The following is a 21,125-nucleotide window of genomic DNA, read 5'->3' on the forward strand; positions in this document are numbered from 1 at the left end:
TAAAAAATGGCCGGTCTTAGCCAACGAACCTTGTCGGCTCGTGCTGCTGGATAAAGGAAAGCACGTCGGCCGGCTCGTCCGTCAGGTGGAGGAAGTCAGCGTATGCTCTCCCTTCAGCTAATTGCTGAATTAGTGGATACAGATCGGTCTGCTCCGTATACCGTTCTTTTCCCAGGAAAACCATGGGGCTAACGAAATTATAGGTGCCATAATGGTTTTGGGCCGCATCCATAAAGATCTCCTGCGTCGTTCCCGCACTGCCGGGTGCATAGACAATTCCGTAGAGCGCGACGGCCAGCAAGGTGTCTTCCCGAATCGAATTACTGAAGTACTTCGCGATATAACTGGCAAAAAGATTACTTGGCTCGTGGCCATAAAACCAAGTTGGGATGGCCAGGCTTTCAGCACCCGTCTCGAAGCGCTCCAAAATACTGAGGGCCGCGTCATTAAACCCCTCATCCTTATACGTTGGTGCAACTGAGAGCGTGGAGAGGACCCACTGCAATTCCTCTTCACTACGGCCCGCCAGGTAAGCGCCAAGATTAGCGGCTTCCATAATACCGGGGCCACCACCACTGGCGATGAAGTAGCCGTTCTCAGTTAGCAATTTGGCCGTGCGCAGCGTCTTTTCGTAATCCGGTGAGGTCCTTGCCGTACCGTGGCCACCCATGATGCCCACGCACTTTCGTTTAGGTAGCCCCGCCGGCGTAAAGTCGAGCAGCCGCCGCAAGCCTTCATCAATACTGAAGTCGTGGATGCGCTGCCACAACGCCTCATTGATGCTGGGGCAGCGCTTACTGTTTTCGTAGTGCTGGTAGATGTGTAGGTCTACGCTATTGTCTACTTTCCGGGTATAGCCCTCCATCAACTCCTGCCAGGTGTAGAGCTGCCGTCGGGTGGGCCGGTAGGGAAGATCGGTAGGCGTATGCAGGAAGGAGACACCCCGACGCCGGAGAATTAATTCATCTTCGAGCGCCAGTTGGCACCCAATGAATAAGGTGCTTTCATTCGCCGGAACGGCCTTCCAATCAATCGACAGACCGCGGAGATCAATATCAATTAGGGTTGTATTGTGTAGATCGGGCGTTCCAGTCAGTAACCATTCATCGTCGATCGTACGGTAGATGGGGCAGGAATCCAGAGAAAATTTAGACTTCATTCTTTGGTAAGCTGGGTAGATAATGCCCTATCAAGATGATTTAGGGTGCGCCATTGTTCTAAGCACGGACACTAGAGCAGCAAAAAGCGCTGATGATGGGCCAAGATCTGGGGCCAGATCAGATCGCCCCCCCGGTTGTTGATGATGAAGTCCGCTGCCGCCAACTTTCGCTCATCCGTCCATTGCTTTGCTGCCCGGGCTTGGAAAGCCGCTTCGGTGGCGCCGTCACGTGCCATTACCCGACGCATCCGTTCTTCCAGCGGAGCATGGACAACTAGGACGGCCTCGAAAGCATGCGCGCGTCCAATTTCTAACAGTATAGCCGCCTCATAAAGCAGATATGGAGCATGATGATGACCTGCTCGCCAGCTCTCAGCGTCACGATGGACGGCCGGGTGTACGAGGGCATTAAGTGCCGCCAACGCTTCGTCGTCACCAAAAACTTGTTCAGCCAAGTAGGTACGATTTAGCTCACCATCCGTCTGATAACTGGCTTTTCCGAAGCGGTCCTGTATGGCGACACGAAGTTCAAGGTCTTCTCGCATTAGCCGTTTGGCGGCGGCATCGGCGTAGTACACCGGAATACCCAGCCGCTCAAATTCACGGCCGACGGTCGTTTTGCCGGAACCGATGTTACCGGTCAGTCCAATTAAAGGTGGGCGTTTACTCATTATTCAGGCCGTTACTTTCCCCCGCACGGACGCGGTTGCGTTTCGGTTGCAGCCGTACGCCCACCACGCCCCAGGTCCCGTACCTAGCTTCGGAGCGTAGGCGGCTATCGCTGTTACCAGGCAACCCAAAGTGCTCCCGGAAGGGATGGTCGGTCAGGTTATTGAGCCGGACATATAGGGAGAAATCCTTGTATACTCGGTAGTCCGCGGAGATGTCCAAACTGAAGAAACCGTTCTTATAGATTGCCCGGTTATCGAGCAAGCGGTCGAAGACTCGGTCGCGGTAATTGGCCGCAGCTACGAGGTTGATCCGCCGTTTCGGGTTAGCGTAAACGAAACTGAGGTTGGCCGTCTGCCGGGGGGCTTGCCCCAGACTAAAGTCCTCAATGTCTAATTCGTCATCGTCAGCCACGATAGCATTAAAGTTGTAGGTCGCGTTCAGGTTGAAGTGGCGCCAGGAAGAACCGGGGCTAAGGAAGTTCAGGTTTTGGTAGATAGCCAACTCGAGACCAAAAATGGAGGCATCATCCGTGTTGATCAATTGAGTGGTGTAGGTGGGAATTTCGGTATCGTAGTTGGTAACCGTGCTTCGCAGGGTAGGGCGGTTTAGCTGCTTGTAGTAAAGCCCAGCGCTCACCAATCCGTCTCGCCGTCCGTAGCGCTCGAAAGTCAAATCGATATTATTACTGAAGGTATTCTGGATATCCTGATTGCCCACGCTGAATTCATCCAAACTCATCAACGGTAAGCGGCGGCCGGAGATGTACGTACCGTAGTTCGCTCGTGCTACGGCTTGGTAAACGCTTAATCGGACCTGCCGTTCCCGGCGGGCGCGGTAAGTCAGGTTGATACTGGGGAGGAAGTCTCCCTCCGTGAAACTAAAGGTATCCTGATCCACTTCCGTAGTCTGGACTTCCAAGCTTTCGTAGCGACCGCCAGCACTGATGGAGAAGCGGCTGGAAAGGTTGGCGGCGTACAGCAAATATCCTGCATTGATGCGCTGTCGGGCGGCGTAGCGGCGGTTTACCTCATCGTTCAAGTTGGGGACGTCCTCGAATAGCGGCGCACCAACGGGGTCACGAAATTCTCCAGCTGCGGGTGCAGATAGGGCACGGTCAATCTCGCTCTGCGCCCCAAACACGCCGTAAGTCCGGTTCTTACTACGGTACCGAAAACCACCCCTCAGGTAGGAGGTGCGGGACTTATTCAGGTAGCGCGTTACGTTCGCACTCATGATGGCTACGTCCTCATCGAGATCAATATTTTCTTGGACGTTGCGGTTTCCACCGAGCGCGGCGCCAGAGAAAGAAGAGCGGGCTCTCGCGTCCGTTAATTCCTTGTTACCAAGGGCCGGGAAACGCGCGTCCGTTGTTGCAGAACCGTAGAAGCTAGATAGTCTATCGTCGAGGTTTTCCCGCGTTTGGCTGAAGCTCAGCGTGTAATCCACCCGGGTCCGCGGGAAGTTATTTTCCCCCTCCAAAGCCACTAGTTCCAGCTGCCGTTCTTTGTCCCAGGTGCTGGTCCGCCGGTCGAGCGTCCCCACGCCACCATCTAGGTTTCTGGCGAATAGCTGGCGATTGGTAATCTCTTCTTCGGTACGCGCGAGGTTGTAGGCGATCTTCAGCCGGTTGTAGATACTGGGGCGGAATTCAATGGCACCCACAAATCCGCGCCGCTCTACCAGTCGGTCGATGTCCGCGGGGCGGGCGGCGAAAAGGTCCTGGTTGCTACCTTCATAATCGTAAATCGTCTGCTGCGTTCCCCGGCCCAGCCGCTGGTAACTACCCGCCGCCAGCGCATAGATTTTTTCGTCGTTGATCTCACTGTTGATGACGCCCGTCACTTCCGTTGCGCCAGTTTGTTGGCCGGGGTTATCGTCAAAACCAAAATTGTTGCCTACGCCCGCTTGGACGAGCGTTTCAAATTTTTCTTCCGGCTGGCGGACGCGGAAGTCCACGGTACCACCGATGGCGTCGCCATCCATATCGGCCGTCCTGGCTTTGATCACCCGCACTTCATCGACCAAGTTACTTTGGATCAGGTCGAGCGTACCCTCCTGATCCGCTTCGGCCTGCACGGTCGGTAGCCGTTGTCCGTTCAGGGCGACCGCCGTGAATTGCTCCGGGAGCCCCCGCACTTGTAGAATTTTGCCTTCGCCAACCCCCCGAATGATGGATACGCCCGGCAACCGCGAGACGGTCTCGGCAATCGTTACGTCCGGGTACTTATTGAATAGCTCGCTATGGATGATCGTTTGCGCCGTCAGGGCCGACTGTTGCCGCCGAAGCGCCTGTGCCTGGCGGCTGGCACGGCTGCCAATCACGATGACTTCTGGCCCGGCGTTGATGGATGATTGTTCCATCACCACGTTCAGCTCAATTTCTCGGTCTGCGTTCTTGGCTACTACCACCGTATCCAAATCCCGGTACCCCAAGTAGGTAAAGACCATCCTGATACGGCCGGGTGGGATGCCCAGATCGTAGTGGCCTTCGTAGTCCGTCGTGGTACCAATTACGGATCCCAGGACCCGTACGGTTGCACCTACCAAAGGAGTGCCCTCTTCATCGATCACCTGCCCGAATACGTCGGCTTCCTGGGCGTGCAGGCTGAACGATAGCAATAAGAACAGCAACAGGGCGCTGCCGCGGGTGCAAGGTGAAGGGGTGGAAAGGGACAAATTTAAATACTTAGGGCTATCAATATAGCGGTGGAATAACGGAGCAATCGGACCCATCCCGGACTCTGGTTTGGGTATACCCTTCCTTATCCCGGAACGGCCCCGGTTTGTTTAGAACTCCCCCGAACTAATAGGAATGGCGAAGCTTGATCCTATTTGTTTTGTTAGGTAGATCAGGCGCTTGAACATCCCCAATATTCCGTTCCGATCTCCCTACCTTGCTCCTATGAAGATTGTCTTTTTGGATTCCGCCACCCTCGCCGACCTGCCAGATCAACTCTCTCGCCTGGCGGATATCGGTGACTTCCACCACTACGCATCTACGTCAGCGCCCAAAGTCATAGAACGCCTGGAAGGAGCCGACGTAGCCATCACTAACAAAGTCGTGCTCGACGCCGAGGTGATCAACGCACTTCCCGATCTAAAACTAATTTGTATCGCCGCAACGGGCATGAACAACGTGGACCAGGAAGCCGCCAGGGAGCGTGGCATTCCCGTTAGAAACGTAAGTGGCTACAGTACGGAGGCCGTCGCCCAACTGACGCTGACCGCGCTCTTTACCGTGGCGATGGATCTGATTCACCTCAACCAATCCGTGTACGACGGCACCTACGCTGGCCAGCCCCACTTTGCGGTCTGGCGCCGACCCTTCTACGAACTGAAAGGCGCTCGCTACGGCATCATCGGGATGGGCACCATCGGCCAACGGGTCGCGGAACTGGCGACGGCCTACGGAGCCAACGTTTGCTACTATTCAACTTCCGGCCGCAACCAGGAACAACCCTATCCCGCCGTCTCGCTTGAGGAGTTGCTGAGCACTTGCGAAGTGATCTCCATCCATTGCCCCCTGAACGCAAAGACCGAAAATCTGATCGATTACGCCGCCCTACGGCAAATGAAGTCTAGCGCCTACCTCATCAACGTGGCCCGCGGCGGCATCGTGAATGAGCCCGACCTCGTCCGTGCCCTCGACGAAGAATTGATTGCCGGAGCCGCCGTAGACGTTTTTACGACGGAGCCCATTCCGCAAAACCACGTCTACCTGAGCGTCAAAGACCGAAGCAAATTGCTGCTGACACCGCACATCGGCTGGGCCAGCGTCGAAGCGCGGACGACCCTCGTGGATGGCATTATCGCTAACATCGAGCAAGGTTGGTAGAGATCGGGGCGTTACGACTTCGCTGCGCCACCGTGCGGGGCTATCTTTACCGCATGCGTCAGCTCCTTCGCCCGCTTTACGTGTTTTTGCTTGTCTTAACTGCGAACGTGGTTGCCCTTGGGCAGACGAACCCACCGGACGTGACCGACCCCACCGATCTACAGGAACAACTCATCGAAGACGTTGCCACCAACGGCGGTGAAGAGACGGACGAATTTGAGTTTAACGCCGCCTTCGACGTGCTCGAGGCCTACGCCAAAAGGCCGCTCAACCTAAATAAGGCTACCTACGACGAACTGCTAGAAACCCTGCTGTTCAGTCCCATCCAGGCCACCCAACTGCTGGATTACCGTGAACGGCTCAATGGTTTCGTCAGCCAGTACGAACTGCAGGCCATCCCCTCGTTTGACCTGGAGACCATCCGCCGGATTCTTCCCTACGTTAAAGTTGGGAATGAAGAATTGGACGACGCCAAAACACCGCTGTCCCGCATGCTCAAGGAAGGCGACCGTGAACTCTACGTCCGGTGGCAACGCCGCCTGGAGCGTGCGAGGGGTTACGAACTCGGCCCCGAAGATGGGCGCAGTTTTTACCTGGGCAGTCCCGACCGCCTGTACACCCGCTTTCGCCAGAAGTACAGCAACAAGCTAAGCTTCGGATTCACCGCCGAAAAGGACCCGGGCGAAGCTTTCTTCCGGGAGAATAATGCCAAGCGCGGCTTCGATTTCTACAGCGCCCACTTCTATCTCCGCGGAATCAATAAAACGGTCAAGGCAGTAGCCATCGGCGATTACAACATTAGCTTCGGCCAGGGTCTCGTCCTGTTCAATGGCTTCGGATTTGGCAAGTCGGTACAATCGACCAATACAGCCCGGGGTGGGCAGACCCTGCGGCCTTACACGAGCGTCAGTGAATTCAACTTTTTCCGGGGGGCGGCTACGACGCTGGCCCTGGGTAAAAAGGTGGAACTGACAGTATTCGGTAGCCGCCGCGGCAGAAATGCCAACCTGGTTTCCCCAATCGATACCCTGGACGTAAACGAGGAACTACTGGGCGTAACCAGCCTCAACATCTCCGGCCTCAACCGTACGCCGGGGGAAGTGGAGGACCGCAATACGATCACCCAGATCAGTTACGGGGGCAGCCTGCAGTACCGCCCCAGCCAGCGTCTGTACGTCGGCCTGAACTTCCTCAGCGAGAATTTGAGCCGGCCGCTAGAACTACGCGACCAGCTCTACAACCGTTTCTTCTTCCGGGGCACGCAGCTAAAAAACGCCAGCCTCGACTACCGTTACCGCCTCCGAAATTTTACCTTCTTCGGCGAGGTGGCTGGTTCTGACAATGGCGCTACCGCTATGCTCCACGGCGTAATGGTTGGCCTAAATCGCTACGCCGACTTCAGCGCCGTTTACCGCAACTACGCCCATGATTACCAGGCCCTTAACGCCCGACCCTTCGGCGAAACGAGCAGTGGGCGCGACGAAGAAGGACTCTATTTTGGCGTGGCCATCCGCCCGGGGAAGAACTTCCGCGTGAACGCCTACTACGATGTATTCCGCTTCCCTTTCGCCCGCTTCCAGGTTAACGGCCCGGACGCCGGACACGAGTACCGCTTGCGCCTGACCTACTGGCAGAAGCGAAAACTGGATAGCTACATCGAGGTACGTTCCGAAACCAAGGGGCAGACCGGGAACGGGATCACCTTCTCCAACCTCGATGCCGTCGTGCCCGAAACCCGTTTTCAGGCCCGGCTTCACTTCGGCTACATCATCAATAAGCAGTTGACCTGGCGAAGCCGCTTCGATTACGGTTTTACGGACCGCCCCGATGAAGACCGACAGAACGGTTTCTCCATCTACCAGGACTTGATCTACAAACCCGTGGGCCCGTGGAGTTTTACCGGTCGTTTCGCGGTGTTCGATACCGATAGCTACGACGTGCGCTTTTACCAGTACGAAAATGGCTTACTCTACAACGCGCGCATTCTCCCGTACTACAGCCGTGGCACCCGCTCTTTTCTGCTCGTCCGGTACAAAGGCATCCGCCGTCTCACGCTGGAAGGTCGCATCGCCCAAACCTTCTTTACCGATGGACGCGCGGCGGGGACGGGCCTAGAGGATAACGGGGGGAGCTCGCGCACCGATGCCGGGCTGCAGGCGATCTGGCGTTTTTAATTTAGCTTAAGGTACTTGATGATGGATCGCGTCACCATCCGCTCGTCCGGCATGATGTCTGATTCCACGTACTGTAGAAAGTAGTCCCGTTGCGCCGCGTGAATGGCGGGTCGCTGTCCGAGTGTCCGCAGCAGTTTCAATTTAGCTACCCGCAGGCCGGGCGCCGTGCTGATGGGCATTAGGTTAGCGTTAAGCGCTTCCCAATCCGGCATGCTTTCTACCAATTTGCGTACGGCCGCGATGGCTTGCGCCGCTACTTTATCGAAACGGTGTGCGACCAAGTTGGAGAGCTCGTTCAGTATGTCGGGTTTTGGCGCTGTCGCGGGTGCCTGGCGAAGGATATAGTTCAACTGAAGCAGGGCATTATACTTCAACCGTGCCTCCGGCCGGAAAAGGTACTCCTCAATGATTTGGAGGCGAATGGCGGGGTCCGTATCCATCAAAAGCGACTTCCACGCTTCCGACAGTTGCTGTTGCCAAATCACCGGGGCTGTATCCAGGAAAATGGGCTGAGCTAATTTCTCGTTGACATCCCGTAACGTGAGCTGTTGCTCCGGCAAAACCAACTCTCTCAATAGGGCAACGTAGCGAAAAGCAACCCAAAATTTCTCCGTATCCCAGAAAGCCTGCCGGGCAATGCCTACTGGATCCTCTACATTATTATCCACGAAGATCGCCAGCGCTTCCGGGAGCGCGTTCACTTGCTGGTGAAGAACGGCCTTTGCCACCGCAACCGCCGCGGCGCTGTTTATGCGGCGGACAACCCGCAAGTATGGCCGGGCCAGGTCCTCTCCGTATTCCAGTCGATCGTGTAGGGCCAGCAAGCGATCGCCGTCCCGCTCAGGATTAAAATTGCCCAGTAAACCTTTCAGGATGGACCGGCTATAAGGGTGGAACCCTTCACTTTCCAGCGCCGATAGCATGATCTCCGCTCCGGAAGCCGTTCCCAGGTGACCGAGGGTCTCCCAAACGAGGTGAACTGCGCCCGTTGCGGCCAAATCAAACAGCGTAAGCACCCACGGCTCGAGGGCTGCGAGGGTAGGGGAGTTCGCACTCTTCTTCCGGGAAAGGTTGGCGGCGAACTTCTGCAGCGCCGCGTCCTGATTGCCATTTTGCAGGTAGAGTACGGGTAGATACTTAGGAAACCGTTTCCAGTAGTTTAGCCGGACAAGTTGAGCTTCGCTCCAGTCTGCGGGATGGTGAGCATCCCCCGTCCTTATTGCGGCAAAGGCGGAGTGGATTTCTCTGAGGTAAGGTGGCGCGCTGTCCAGAAAAGGGACTACCTCCAATTGAAAGCCTAGATTGGACTTGAGGGCCCTAAAGTAATTTCCGGCTGCCTCCGCCCGCTCACCGTAAGTCAGTTTCAGCATGGTGGGGGACAGGTTCACCGCCGAAGAATCTATTTGCTGGAGGTTACCGTCATCAGCAAAGGTCACCGTAAAGTGAGCCGGCCCGAAGGGAGTGCTAAGTTTGAAGTCGAAGAGGAGCATACGTTGAAGGGCAATGCCGTAGCGGAATAAGCTATCTTATTTAACCAGTCCTTGGGCAAAAGGGACGAATTGACAACTGCCAAGGTCTTCCTCAGTCCAGTTGTCCTTGCTCGTGCGGACGATCTTGAGCAATCGTTGTTCCTTACCTTCCGGGCCGACGGGAATGATCATTATGCCACCAACCTTCAGTTGTTCCTTTAACTTTTCGGGGACGGATTCCGCTCCGGCAGTGGCCATGATGCGGTCGAACGGAGCGAATTCGGGTAGTCCCTTGTTACCATCGCGTAAGAAGCAGCGGATGTGATCCAACCGCAATTTCTTGAGCGTCAGTTTAGCTTTCTTGTAGAGTGGTGCGTGGCGTTCGACGGTAAAGACACGTCCACCTAAAACGGACAGCACGGCCGCCTGATAACCGGAACCCGTACCAATTTCCAGGACGTGTTGCCGGGGCAGCACCTGCAACTCCGTACTCTGCCACGCCACGGTGGAAGGTTGGGAAATGGTCTGGTCGCAATCAATCGGAAAGGCCTCGTCGCGGTAGGCCCAGCCGTGGAATCCACTTTCGAGGAAAGCGTGGCGGGGAATAATTCCCATCACTTTAAGCACCTTCTCACTGAAGCGACCCGTAGCCCGTAGCTCATCGATAAGTTGGCGCCGCTGTCCTCGGTGTCGGTAAGTATCCAAAGTTGGTAGGGTATTGACGGATCGGGTTATTAGGAGAGTGCGATAGTAACTTGCGGGAGGCTGGTCCAGCTAGAGAACCAATAATTACCTGCCTTTGGGACTAATCGTTGACCAGTTGAGCAATTTTGGCAGAGGAGTAATGCACGTTCTTCAGCACCTTCCCGTCCTCAATGCGGTGAACGAGGTATACGCCTTCGCTCGGTACGATCTTGCCAGGTTGGTCCAATTTATTGTAGTGAGCAATGGTCTCTTCCGCCTCGGTGGTAGTCGCACAAGTCTTGCTCATGTTACTGCGGTGGACTTCATCAAAAATGGCCTTGAATCTATCTCCAAGCCCAAACTCCAGGATGGCGCCACTGAGTACGTACTGGAGATCGGCGAAGGCGTCGGCGGCTTCCACCAGATCATTGTTGGTGATGGCCTCCTCCAACTCCTGCAACTCTTCCCGCAAAAGATTGATCCGCAGCATACACCGCTCGGCGCTGGGGATGGTCGGTTCTTCGAGTACCGGTAGGTGAAAAGTACGGTGAAATTCGGCCACGGTGGCCAGGGCATCGGGAGATTTCATTGAGCTATTTTGGGTGACGGGCAAGGTACGCAACGGGCTGCACTTTACGAGCCATCTTAAGGAGGAAGGCAAGTTCACTCGTGACCATTAGTTGTGTCGTTGCAAACTCCCGATCAAACTTGATCCCATCATCCAAATCATCGACCAGTAGTTTGTGCTGAAGGAGCTATTCAAAACGAGAAAACCCGGCCAGGACCAAAGTCCGAGCCGGGTTTTCATTAAACTTGGTGGGGAAGGATTACTCCTTACCGCCGTCGAGTTCATCCTGGAGCTTTTCGAGCTCTTCCCACTTGGCGTCAGCGGCGAGGCGTGCCTGCTTGGCCCAAGTCTTGGGATTGTGGATACGGTAGCGGGGGCCAGCTTCGTCGAGCATGGCCTGCACCTTTTCGAGCTCAGCCGTAGCCAAACCTTCCCAGGTGTTGATGCCGATGTCGTGCAGCAAACCTTCGATCTTCGGGCCAATGCCTTCGACGACCTTGAGGTCATCCTGGTTGTACTTCTTACCGCCTACGGTTACTTTCTCGGCTTTCGCCTTTGGAGCAACGTCGGCGATACCCTGTACGGTAGTGTCCGCTGGGGCGGCGGCTGCGGGTGCAGCTTTTGCCTTTGGAGCGGCCTTTGCCTTGGGTGCAGCAGCAGCTTTAGGAGCAGCAGAAGCAACGGCGGCTTCAGCACCTTCGGGCTGGATGCTTACGTACATGCGGTTGCGGTGGCTCTTGCGGAAGGACACTTTGCCGTCTACCTGAGCGTGGATCGTGAAGTCACGACCCATGTATACATTCTCACCGGGGTGGTACTTCGTACCGCGCTGGCGAATGATGATGTTGCCGGCTTTCGCGGCTTGGCCTCCGAAGAGTTTGACGCCGAGGCGTTTACTGTTACTGTCGCGGCCGTTGTCGGTACTACCAACACCTTTTTTGTGGGCCATAATTTTATTATTTTTATTGTGTTAGCCGGTAGAGGTCACGCTTTCTAGGAAGGGTCAGTCGAAATCGCTCCATTTGTTTTCGCGGAATTCGTGACGTGGCGAAAACAAGAAAGTAAGGATTGACTAAACTGACCGTGGCTATTAACAATGCTTATGGAAATGGTCGAAGGAGTATCCTAGACCGTGACGGAATCAATTTTGATTTTGGTGAACTGCTGGCGGTGGCCATTCTTCACTCGGTAGCCCTTGCGGCGCTTCTTCTTGAAGATGACGACCTTGTCGCCTTTCACGTGATCAATTACGGTAGCGCCTACGCTGGCGCCACTGACGTTCGGCGTGCCGATGGACGTACCCGCATCACCCGAGGTGAAGTGGACATCGCTGAAACTGACGGAATCGCCAGCGTTGGCTTCTAGCCGGTGGACGAAGATCTCCTGACCTTCCTCTACTTTGAATTGCTGACCGGCTATGGTTACGATTGCAAACATTAGGAAATTGTTTTAATTGGGCCGCAAAGGTAAGACATTCTCCACAATTTCACTATGGCTTCCCCATAACTATTTCGTTACCGGCCAATTAGGGCTAACCCTCAGTACTATCCTTCCCCAACTGGCGGAAAACGAAGATGCCTACCGCAGCCACGACGGCAATGATGAGGGCCAGGACGATGTAGCTACTGGTACTACCGTTGCCGGCTAAAATGGGAGGGAACTTCAGAAACATAGAGCAATCGCTTTGGTAACGTGTCTAACCTCACCCAGGAACATTAGTTCTCGAGTGACTAGGTCAACCAGTGAGCACAAATACCTCTAGACATTAAAACGGAAGTGCATCACGTCGCCATCTTCCACGACGTATTCCTTCCCTTCCACGTTTAACTTGCCGTTGTCGCGGGCGGATGCCTCCGAACCGTACTTAACGTAGTCATCGTAGTGGATTACCTCCGCGCGGATGAATCCCTTCTCAAAGTCCGTATGAATCACGCCGGCGGCGCCGGGTGCTTTGGTGCCGGCCGTGATCGTCCAGGCCCGGACTTCTTTCTCACCGGCGGTGAAGTAGGTACGCAGATTGAGTAAAATGTAGCTGGAACGGATAACGCGGTTAACGCCCGGTTCATCCAGGCCCATATCCGTCAGGAACTCCTGCCGGTCTTCGGCCGTGTCGAGTTCGGCGATCTCGGCTTCGATCTGCGCGCTAACGAGTAGGACTTCCGCCTGTTCTGCGGCTACGTTTGCTTTGAAAGCTTCCGTGTGCTTATTGCCACCGGGGAAGGAATCCTCATCAACGTTACAAACGTAGAGGATGGGCTTGGCCGTCAGTAGAAACAGGTCGTCAATGATCGGTCCGGAATCATCGTCCGTTTCAAAACTACGGGCGGGCTTTTCTGAGTTGAGGTGGTCCAGCAGCGCATCGTAGATGTCTACGGTTTTCGCGTGCTCCTTGTTGCCGGACTTGGCGGTGCGGCGAAGTTTGTCCGCCCGCTTTTCGATGGTCTCAATATCCTTAAAGATCAGCTCGGTATCGATGATCATCTTATCGCGGACGGGGTCTACGGAACCATCGACGTGCACAACGTTGTCGTCATCAAAACAACGCACGACGTGGATGATGGCATCCGTTTCCCGGATGTTTCCCAGGAACTGGTTCCCCAATCCCTCACCCTTGCTGGCACCTTTGATCAGGCCGGCGATGTCGACAATATCCACCGTGGTGGGCTGCACCTTTTGCGGATTGACCAATTCGGCCAGTTTATCCAGCCGGGGGTCGGGTACGGTGATGACGCCTACGTTCGGTTCCTTCGTCGCGAAGGGGTAGTTGGCAGCTAACGCCTTCGCGGAAGTCAGTGCGTTAAACAGGGTAGATTTTCCAACATTCGGCAAGCCGACGATTCCACATTTCAGGGCCATGAGCGTTCAATTTGGCCGCAAAAGTAAGGTATTCTTTGCGGTGCGCTACTTATTTCTGAAGCGGGTTTGACTTGAAGTCTCGCTGAATGGTTAGTAGTGATTGAACAGGCGACAAACTTGCTTTCCCCTGGCTAGCTCACGTAAAGCGTGAAGCTGGTGTCAAAAGTAGTCAGCTTATAAAGGAAGCTGGTAAATAGGTCGTTGTAGAGGAAAAAGGTCAGTACGGCAAAAAGGAGAAAGCCAAAAACACTACCCCACAAGTGGGCGCTGTGGCCAATGTTGTCACCGCCCCGCTTATCCGCATAACTACTGTATAACATGTAGCCGACGCCCCAGACAATGGGAGGAATGATTCCCCAGAAGATGGGGGTCCAAGGAATGAAGAACGTCAGTGGCCAGATCATGCCCGATACCGCACCCGATGCACCCAGCGCGCGGTAGCCGTAATTATCCTGGTGCTTCATGTAATCAGGAATGCCAGCTAAAATGATGAGGGCAACGTAAAATAATAAGTAAGCAACCCCACCGAACGTCGGTCCGAACATCACCTGAAAGCTGGATTCCGCCTCCCCTCCAAAAATGTACAGCGTGTACATATTAAAGGCCAGGTGCATGAAATCTGCGTGGATGAATCCGCCACTCACGAAGCGGTAAGTTTCTCCCCGCTCCTTGATGGCCGCCGGCACGAACAGCAATTGATTGACCAACTGCGGGTTGTTCATGGCGTAAAGAGAAACCGCAACGGTGACTCCAATTATCAGATAGGTGATGAGCATAGGAAAGGGGGCGTTAACTTGCGCCAAATCTACGATAAGCAGTTCGTTTACCCCCTTAAGCAAAATGTATGGCTGACCGCCCCACCAAAATGATCCACACCGTCTACTTCTGGTTGAAGGAAGAACTCACCGAAGCGGAAAGGAGCAACTTCGTTGCCGGTGCCAGCGCCCTGGCAACGGCACCCACCGTACTGCATTTCTACGGCGGTGGGCCCGCCCCAACCGAAGAACGTGACGTCACGGATCATTCCTTCGATTACAGCATCCATCTCCACTTTGCGAGCGTGCCGGACCAGAAGTTGTACCAGGATGACCCAGTACACCTGAAGTTCGTAGAGGAGCAGGCCCACAAGTTTGCGACCGTCAAAGTATTCGATAGCCTCGCCTGATCATTCCTCGATGACCATCAACGTACACACTTTTGCGGCCGCTAAAGAATTATTAGGTTCACCCATCTCCGTTATCGTGCACAAAGGGGCAACCGTTGCCGAATTGCGCGCGGCCATCCTCGAGCAGTACGTTGAACTGGGCGAACTGAAAGACTTCGCCATCGCCCGTAACGAAGCCTACGCGCGGCCGGAAGATCCCATCACGGCCAGCGATAACCTCGTCATCATTCCCCCCGTAAGCGGCGGGTAAATCCTGAATATGATCGACGTACAACTCCTTGGCGAAGCTCTTAGCCTCGATGATTGCAATCAGTTCGTGGCCGATCCTGCCTGCGGCGGGCTGGCCTTTTTCGTCGGCACCATCCGCAACCACAACCAGGGGGAAACCGTCACCCACCTCGAATTTTCGAGCTACGACCCGATGGCCATCAAGGAGATGCAAAAGATCGCCGAACGTGCCATTGCCGAATTCGGCCTAGCCAAAATCAGCCTTCACCACCGGAAGGGAACTCTACAAATCGGGGACGTCGCCGTAATCGTCGCCGTCTCCAGTCACCACCGTAAGGCGGCCTTCGCGGGCTGTGAATTCATCATTGACGAGCTAAAGAAAACCGTCCCCATCTGGAAAAAGGAATTCCGGGACGACGGTAGCTTTTGGATCAATTCCCGTCCCTAACGGCCAAAAGCGACCAACCCGCCCCGCAAACTCAGGGCACGGTAACCGGCCTTTTGGAGTTGGGCGGCCAGCATCAGACTGAGCTTTCCGGAATTACAGTACAACAGGTACTCGCCGTCTTCCTTCATCTGTTCCACGCACTGCCCAAAAGGGTTGCGCTTCGTCAGTCGGATCACCCCTTCATCCGGCTCGGGTTCCCGCTGCTCGTCCAGCATCGTGAACACTTTGGTGTAGCGGCTTAGGTCAAAATCATCCGTCTCCAACTCGGCGCGGCGGGAGGTGACGTTGCGGAAGGGTGGGGGGACGTCTTTCACGTAGGTTTTCGGTACTTGCAGGCGGTGTTGCCGGTGCGTTAGCGCATCGTAGGTAATCAGGGTATTGGTTGGAACGCCGGGGAGACCTATCAGGTAGGTCAGCGCCGTCGTCGCCTGTTGCAATCCAATCGTTGCTACCGCGGTTCCTAGCACCCCGGTCGTGGCACAATCTGGAAGAGTTGGGTCGGGTTCGGGGTACAGGTCCCGCAGGTGGGGGGCATCTTTTACGTCGTTTGGGAACAAACAAAGGTAGCCGGAGAAACCTTGGGCGGCGCCGTATACGAGGGGAGTCCTAAGGGTATGGCAGGCATCGCTCAGGAGGTGTTTCGTGGCCGCATCGTCGCAGCAATCCAGCACAATATCAGCGGCCTCAATTAGTGCTTTCACGTTCCCCGCATCCAGGTAAGTTTTTTGGGCGCTGACGCGGGTGCCAAGGTGAAGGGAACGGCAGTATTCAGCCAGTGCCTCCACCTTGTACCGGGGATCATCCTCCCGGTAAAAGACCTGCCGGTGTAAATTGGAAAGGGAAATGCGGTCGCCATCCACCAACGTCAAACGGCCAACGCCGGCGCCGGCCAGGTACACGGCGGCTGGGGAACCCAGTCCACCGCAGCCGACGATCAACACGTGGGATTTGCCCAACTTCTCCTGACCAGCTTGCCCAACTCCGGGCAGGACGGTTTGCCGGACAAATCTCTTCTCTCCACTGGCCATCACTTTTGGATTTCGGAATGGTGGTAATCCGACTTTCCGCCGGTTTTGGTCACCAGGTGGACGTTCTCGATCCGGATGTCGTGGCTCATCGCCTTACACATATCGTAAACCGTTAATGCTGCCACCGTGGCTCCGTGGAGGGCCTCCATTTCTACGCCCGTTCTGCCGGCCGTCCGGACGGTACACGTCACCCGCATCGCACCCGCGGCAGCGCTCGCATTACTTGATTGGTCGCTGTCGTTGAGCGCCTCGATGTGAATCTTGCAGGAGGAGATGGGGATGGCGTGGCACAGCGGAATGACCGCCCAGGTCTGCTTCACCGCCATCGTACCCGCAATGATGGCCGTGTTAATGACGGAACCTTTTTTCGTGGAAAAGCCCGCCGCGGTGAGCTCCGCCATGATGGCTGCTCCGACGACGATCGTAGCTTCCGCGGTGGCCCGCCGATCCGTGATCTTTTTGTCGCCAACGTCGACCATAGTAGGGCGGCCGGAATCATCAAGGTGGGTGAGGGGCATGGGGTTTGGATTAGGGATGAGAAGAGCTTAGCCGCCAATGGAAGTCATTGAAGCAAAAGTGGAACTCGATTGCTCCAACTTCTGAGTAACGTGGCCATTAACGTGCTTACCCGCCACAAAAATAGTGATGAGTTCGGCGAGTTCGGATTCGCCAATGCCCGCTCGTAGAAGCGGCCGCAATTCAAGGCCTTTAGTGGAGTAAAGGCAGTTCAGCAGCGTCCCTTTCGGCGTCACCCGCAGGCGATTGCAGCTGCCGCAAAGCGTGCGACTGTAGGCCGGAATGATGCCAAAACTGCCAAGGTAGCCAGGCACACGATACCGTTGCGCACTACTGTGGCGATCGTCCGTATTAACGGCTAAATCGGGGTGCTGGGAACGAATACGAGTAAGCATCTCCGTGGCCGATAAGAAGAGATGGTGGTTGCCATCACCATCGTTAAAGGGCATGGCTTCGATGAAGCGAACGTCAATGGCCCGATCTTTGGTGAGGGCCACGAAATCGAGCAACTCGTCGTCGTTACGGCTCGCCATAACGACCACGTTGATCTTAGTATTCAGCTGCGCAGCTTGAAGCAATTCCAGCGCCCGCCAGGTGCCGTCAAATTCATCCCGACGGGTAATTTCGAAGAAGCGTTCCGGCCGCAAAGTGTCCAGGCTGAGGTTATAATTGGTCAGGCCCGCCGCTACTAAACGGTCGAGGTGTTGGGGCAAAAGGATACCATTCGTCGTCATCGCCAGGGTGGGGAAGAGGGGGCTGAGGCCGTCCACCAAGTCCGTCAAACCACGGCGCGAGAGTGGTTCACCACCCGTCAGCCGGACTTTGTTGACGCCCAGATCGGCCAACGTTCGGCAAAGGAGCAGGATTTCCTCGAAGGTCAGCAGTTCGGAACGGGGGCTGAAATCGATACCTTCCGCCGGCATGCAGTACCGGCACCGCAGGTTGCACCGGTCCGTAACGGCCAGGCGCAAATAGGTAGTTTGGCGGTGGTGATTATCGAGTAGCATTACTTGCTCACGAAGGTAGTGCATTTGCCGGCCGGGAGGCGCGGGGAACAAGTGTATTGGATAAATATGACTTTCCGCCCGGATTCGAGGGGAAATCCCTAACAATACCGCTGCAAGTATCCCGCGGAATCACCTTGCGTACCGTACTTTCGCACCTAGCCCTCAGCGGGGCAGGATTTCACTTACTGTATGGCCAAAGCAAAAAAGAAAACTACCCAACCGGGCCTGAAGATGGGCTTCGGCGACGAGCGGGTGCCGAAACTCTTCGGCATTCTCCTCATCCTAATGGCCGTGTACCTTGGGGTAGCTTTCATTTCCTACCTCTTCACCTGGAAAGTGGACCAGGACCGCGTCCTCCGCTTCAGCTGGAAACTCCTCCTGAACGACGGCCCAACGGTAGACAATTGGCTCGGCCGCCTCGGCGCCTTTCTCTCTAATTTCTGGATGTATTTCCTCTTCGGAGTGCCCTCCTTCGGGGTGGTCTACCTGCTCTGGAAATTGGGCCTGAACTTCCTCCGCCGCCGCGTAATCAAGGAGATGATGGGGCCATTCGTAACCGTTATGCTCGCGATGATCGGCGGGGCGGTTCTACTGGAATTTCTCTTCGGGAGCGTTACCAATTTTCCCCTTGGTGGGGCCGTGGGCGCCTACCTGGTAAGCCACCTCACGCGGGTGCTCGGCGCATTTGGCGTGGTACTACTACTGTTCGCCCTCGTGGCGATCTATCTCGTCATTGAAGTCAAAATCGACTTCAACGGGACGCCGGAGCAGATCAAAAACGATATTTACGACCACTTTTCCGGTCGCCTACCCAAGCGCAAGGGCGCTGCCGCGGGTGCCGTGGAAGGGGGAAACGCCGGTGCCTTTACGCCGGGCGTTGCCCTGGAGGAAAGTTCCGGGCTAAAAATTCGGTCCACCGTTAACGTAAACGAACCGCTGCGACCCTCCAAGGAACGGGCCTCCGTCCTCCGGCCGGGTGGGGGAGACGACTTCGAAGTCGAAGGCCCCGCCACCCTGGGCGACAAGGGCATCGAACAGATCCCCGGCAAACAACTGGAAATGCCAATTGATGCCGTTGGTGACCTCACCGTCATCAGCCCGGACCCACTCGCGACGGGCGTAGACAACCTCATCATTGCGGATGGCGATACCGGTATCAATACCGACCTGGCCGCGACGGCCCAAAACCAAAACCACTCGGAGCCCTACGACCCGACGCTGGACCTGCCGAACTTTACATCCCCCATCGTTGAGCTGCTCATCGACCGCGACACGGGTTCCGCCGAAGTGGACCGAAGCGAGCTGGAGGCCAATAAGGACCAGATCATTGAGACCCTCCTTAATTACAAGATCGAGATCACCAAGATCCGCGCCACCATCGGGCCAACGGTAACGCTCTACGAGATCGTCCCCGCACCCGGCGTACGAATCAGCAAGATCAAGAACCTGGAGGATGACATCGCCCTCTCCCTGGCCGCACTTGGTATCCGGATCATCGCGCCGATCCCCGGCCGTGGCACCATCGGTATTGAGGTGCCGAACAAGAACCCGCAGATGGTCTCCATGCGCGAGGTCATCGAATCGGATAAGTTCCGCAACGCCAAAATGGATCTCCCGCTTGCGCTTGGTAAGACCATCAAGAACGAGGTGTTGATCGCCGACCTTGCTAAGATGCCTCACCTCCTGGTGGCCGGTGCGACGGGCCAGGGTAAATCGGTGGGTATCAACTCGATCATCATGTCGATCCTCTACAAAAAGCACCCCTCGCAGGTGAAGCTGGTGATGATCGACCCGAAGAAGGTGGAACTCTTCCCCTACGCTAAGTTGGAGAGCCACTTCCTGGCCTTCCTCCCCGGCCAGACGGAGCCCATCACGACGGAGACGACCAAGGTCATCCACATCCTTAACAGCCTCTGTATTGAGATGGACCAGCGGTACGACCTGCTGAAAAAAGCTTCCGCCCGGAACATTAAGGAGTACAACCAGAAGTTCGTGGCCCGCAAGCTGAACCCGGAGAAAGGCCACAAATTCCTCCCCTTCATCGTACTGGTCATCGACGAGTTCGCCGACCTCATCATGACGGCGGGTAAGGAGGTGGAGATGCCGATTGCGCGGCTCGCACAGCTCTCCCGTGCCGTCGGGATTCACCTGGTGATAGCTACTCAGCGCCCGTCGGTGAACATCATCACGGGGGTTATCAAAGCCAACTTCCCGGCCCGGATTGCCTACAAAGTGACGGCCAAGGTGGATTCCCGTACCATCCTCGATGGCGGCGGCGCCGACCAACTGATCGGCCGTGGTGATATGCTCCTGTCTAACGGCGGCGACATCGTCCGCCTCCAGGGTGCCTTCGTCGACACCCCCGAAGTGGAGGAGGTGATCGACTTCATCGGTAAGCAGCGCGGTTACGTGGAACCCTACTTGCTACCGGAGTACAACACCGACGAAGAAATGGCCGGCAGCGGCGCCCTCTCCTACGCCGACCTCGACGATATGTTCGAGGATGCCGCTCGCCTGATCATTCAGCAGCAACACGGCTCTACTTCCATGATTCAGCGCCGCCTGAAGCTGGGCTATAACCGCGCTGGACGGATTGTCGATCAGATGGAACAGTTGGGCATCGTTGGGCCAGCTCAAGGTTCTAAGCCGCGGGAAGTACTCGTGTACGATGAGCAGGAATTGACGCGGTTTATTGATGATCTGAGAAATCGGGGGTAGACTCGGTGCGCGGCCTTCAGTCGGGATTTTTCGACAAGAAGATCAAGGGGATAAGGAGGAAAAGAGGTTTCTGGTCACGTCCTGCGGCCTGATTGGTTTCGCAAAGATGAATAAGAAGTTTAAGAAGAAAGAGACGCCCAGGTTCGCGGCCTCCGGCCGGGGAAAAGTGCTAATTATTGCTACGGGTTTAGTGTCAGGCTAAAGCCTAAGAGATGCCCGGATTCATGAGATATTGACAATCCCCAAACACCCACCCCAACCGCAGCTGCGATCTTTGCGCCATGCTAAGTAATCACCTCTCTTCCGAGTTCGGCCGCTTCCGACTGCTCGGCATTATTGAAGGCATTTCTTTCCTGCTGATCCTGGGGATCACGATGCCGCTGAAGTATATCTATGACCAGCCGGAACCCAACAAGATTGCGGGGATGATCCACGGCGCCCTGTTCATCTTTTATTGCGCCGGGGCGCTGATGTTCTACTGGCAACGGAAATGGCCGGTCTGGAAATTATTGGCCTTGTGGGGCGCGGCCATCATCCCATTCGGGACTTTTGTGGCGGATTGGAAGTTGTTGGCGGACCAGGAAGGGTAAGACCAGAC

General features: G+C 55.7%; 21 protein-coding genes. 7 read left to right on the top strand and 14 right to left on the bottom strand.

Annotated features, from left to right (window positions below):
- Positions 1-16 precede the first annotated feature (16 nt).
- From A3850_RS12795 to A3850_RS12805, 3 genes are all read right to left on the bottom strand, one after another.
- On the bottom strand, positions 17-1,159 hold the full coding sequence (locus tag A3850_RS12795) for an LOG family protein (protein ID WP_068217071.1): 1,143 nt from the start codon (positions 1,157-1,159) through the stop codon (positions 17-19).
- A 71-nt stretch (positions 1,160-1,230) separates the two neighbouring features.
- Entirely contained in the window at positions 1,231-1,830 is a 600-nt protein-coding gene (gene coaE / locus A3850_RS12800; RefSeq protein ID WP_068217073.1) for a dephospho-CoA kinase, read from the bottom strand.
- Positions 1,823-4,507, bottom strand: coding sequence for a TonB-dependent receptor (locus tag A3850_RS12805; protein WP_197494050.1), 2,685 nt, complete (start codon positions 4,505-4,507; stop codon positions 1,823-1,825). The genes coaE and A3850_RS12805 overlap by 8 nt, the downstream gene beginning before the upstream one ends.
- A 226-nt stretch (positions 4,508-4,733) precedes the next feature.
- On the opposite strand from A3850_RS12805, the gene A3850_RS12810 reads away from it, so the two are divergent.
- Together A3850_RS12810 and A3850_RS12815 are read left to right on the top strand one after the other, a co-directional pair.
- Positions 4,734-5,666: a D-2-hydroxyacid dehydrogenase gene (locus tag A3850_RS12810; protein ID WP_068217076.1), complete on the top strand. Its 933-nt coding sequence runs from the start codon at positions 4,734-4,736 to the stop codon at positions 5,664-5,666.
- 53 nt (positions 5,667-5,719) lie between these two features.
- On the top strand, positions 5,720-7,840 hold the full coding sequence (locus tag A3850_RS12815) for a helix-hairpin-helix domain-containing protein (protein WP_068217078.1): 2,121 nt from the start codon (positions 5,720-5,722) through the stop codon (positions 7,838-7,840).
- Here the strand turns inward: A3850_RS12815 and A3850_RS12820 are convergent.
- From A3850_RS12820 to A3850_RS12850, 8 genes are all read right to left on the bottom strand, one after another.
- The gene (locus A3850_RS12820) at positions 7,837-9,330 is read right to left on the bottom strand and encodes a hypothetical protein (RefSeq protein ID WP_068217080.1); all 1,494 of its coding nucleotides are present in this window, start codon (positions 9,328-9,330) and stop codon (positions 7,837-7,839) included. The genes A3850_RS12815 and A3850_RS12820 overlap by 4 nt on opposite strands.
- Positions 9,331-9,366: 36 nt before the next feature.
- Complete coding sequence (locus A3850_RS12825) at positions 9,367-10,014, bottom strand: protein-L-isoaspartate(D-aspartate) O-methyltransferase (RefSeq protein WP_068217082.1); 648 nt, start codon at positions 10,012-10,014, stop codon at positions 9,367-9,369.
- A 100-nt stretch (positions 10,015-10,114) separates the two neighbouring features.
- On the bottom strand, positions 10,115-10,582 hold the full coding sequence (locus A3850_RS12830) for a nucleoside triphosphate pyrophosphohydrolase family protein (RefSeq protein WP_068217083.1): 468 nt from the start codon (positions 10,580-10,582) through the stop codon (positions 10,115-10,117).
- Positions 10,583-10,820: 238 nt separating this feature from the next.
- Positions 10,821-11,510, bottom strand: a complete 690-nt coding sequence (rpmA, locus tag A3850_RS20605) for a 50S ribosomal protein L27 (RefSeq protein WP_068217085.1) — start codon at positions 11,508-11,510, stop codon at positions 10,821-10,823.
- Positions 11,511-11,686: 176 nt separating this feature from the next.
- The gene (rplU, locus tag A3850_RS12840; RefSeq protein ID WP_068217087.1) at positions 11,687-11,998 is read right to left on the bottom strand and encodes a 50S ribosomal protein L21; all 312 of its coding nucleotides are present in this window, start codon (positions 11,996-11,998) and stop codon (positions 11,687-11,689) included.
- A 94-nt stretch (positions 11,999-12,092) separates the two neighbouring features.
- Positions 12,093-12,233 (bottom strand): hypothetical protein, encoded by a 141-nt coding sequence (locus A3850_RS20215; RefSeq protein ID WP_157501133.1) that lies wholly within the window; start codon positions 12,231-12,233, stop codon positions 12,093-12,095.
- Positions 12,234-12,319: 86 nt separating this feature from the next.
- Positions 12,320-13,417 (bottom strand): redox-regulated ATPase YchF, encoded by a 1,098-nt coding sequence (gene ychF, locus A3850_RS12845; protein ID WP_068217089.1) that lies wholly within the window; start codon positions 13,415-13,417, stop codon positions 12,320-12,322.
- A 131-nt stretch (positions 13,418-13,548) separates the two neighbouring features.
- The gene (locus tag A3850_RS12850) at positions 13,549-14,193 is read right to left on the bottom strand and encodes a rhomboid family intramembrane serine protease (RefSeq protein WP_068219763.1); all 645 of its coding nucleotides are present in this window, start codon (positions 14,191-14,193) and stop codon (positions 13,549-13,551) included.
- Positions 14,194-14,261: 68 nt separating this feature from the next.
- On the opposite strand from A3850_RS12850, the gene A3850_RS12855 reads away from it, so the two are divergent.
- The 3 genes from A3850_RS12855 to A3850_RS12865 are packed head-to-tail and all read left to right on the top strand — an operon-like array spanning position 14,262 to position 15,258.
- Complete coding sequence (locus A3850_RS12855; RefSeq protein WP_197494051.1) at positions 14,262-14,582, top strand: Dabb family protein; 321 nt, start codon at positions 14,262-14,264, stop codon at positions 14,580-14,582.
- Positions 14,583-14,592: 10 nt separating this feature from the next.
- Complete coding sequence (locus A3850_RS12860) at positions 14,593-14,832, top strand: MoaD/ThiS family protein (RefSeq protein ID WP_068217091.1); 240 nt, start codon at positions 14,593-14,595, stop codon at positions 14,830-14,832.
- A gap of 9 nt (positions 14,833-14,841) precedes the next feature.
- Entirely contained in the window at positions 14,842-15,258 is a 417-nt protein-coding gene (locus tag A3850_RS12865) for a molybdenum cofactor biosynthesis protein MoaE (protein WP_068217093.1), read from the top strand.
- On the opposite strand, the gene A3850_RS12870 is transcribed toward A3850_RS12865, so the two are convergent.
- From A3850_RS12870 to moaA, 3 genes are read right to left on the bottom strand one after another with little or no spacing between them, the layout of a single operon-like run.
- Positions 15,255-16,286 (bottom strand): HesA/MoeB/ThiF family protein, encoded by a 1,032-nt coding sequence (locus tag A3850_RS12870; protein ID WP_068217095.1) that lies wholly within the window; start codon positions 16,284-16,286, stop codon positions 15,255-15,257. The two genes, A3850_RS12865 and A3850_RS12870, sit on opposite strands and share 4 nt — an antisense overlap.
- A complete protein-coding gene (moaC, locus tag A3850_RS12875) occupies positions 16,286-16,804 on the bottom strand; it encodes a cyclic pyranopterin monophosphate synthase MoaC (protein ID WP_068217097.1) in 519 nt (172 codons plus the stop codon). The genes A3850_RS12870 and moaC overlap by 1 nt, the downstream gene beginning before the upstream one ends.
- A 27-nt stretch (positions 16,805-16,831) precedes the next feature.
- Positions 16,832-17,809, bottom strand: a complete 978-nt coding sequence (moaA, locus tag A3850_RS12880) for a GTP 3',8-cyclase MoaA (RefSeq protein ID WP_068217099.1) — start codon at positions 17,807-17,809, stop codon at positions 16,832-16,834.
- A 189-nt stretch (positions 17,810-17,998) separates the two neighbouring features.
- Between moaA and A3850_RS12885 the strand changes: the two genes are divergently transcribed.
- Together A3850_RS12885 and A3850_RS12890 are read left to right on the top strand one after the other, a co-directional pair.
- On the top strand, positions 17,999-20,527 hold the full coding sequence (locus A3850_RS12885) for a DNA translocase FtsK (RefSeq protein ID WP_068217102.1): 2,529 nt from the start codon (positions 17,999-18,001) through the stop codon (positions 20,525-20,527).
- A gap of 281 nt (positions 20,528-20,808) precedes the next feature.
- Entirely contained in the window at positions 20,809-21,117 is a 309-nt protein-coding gene (locus tag A3850_RS12890) for a DUF3817 domain-containing protein (RefSeq protein WP_068217103.1), read from the top strand.
- Positions 21,118-21,125 lie beyond the last annotated feature (8 nt).

The organism is Lewinella sp. 4G2, assembly GCF_001625015.1.
Classification (GTDB): Bacteria; Bacteroidota; Bacteroidia; order Chitinophagales; family Saprospiraceae; genus Neolewinella.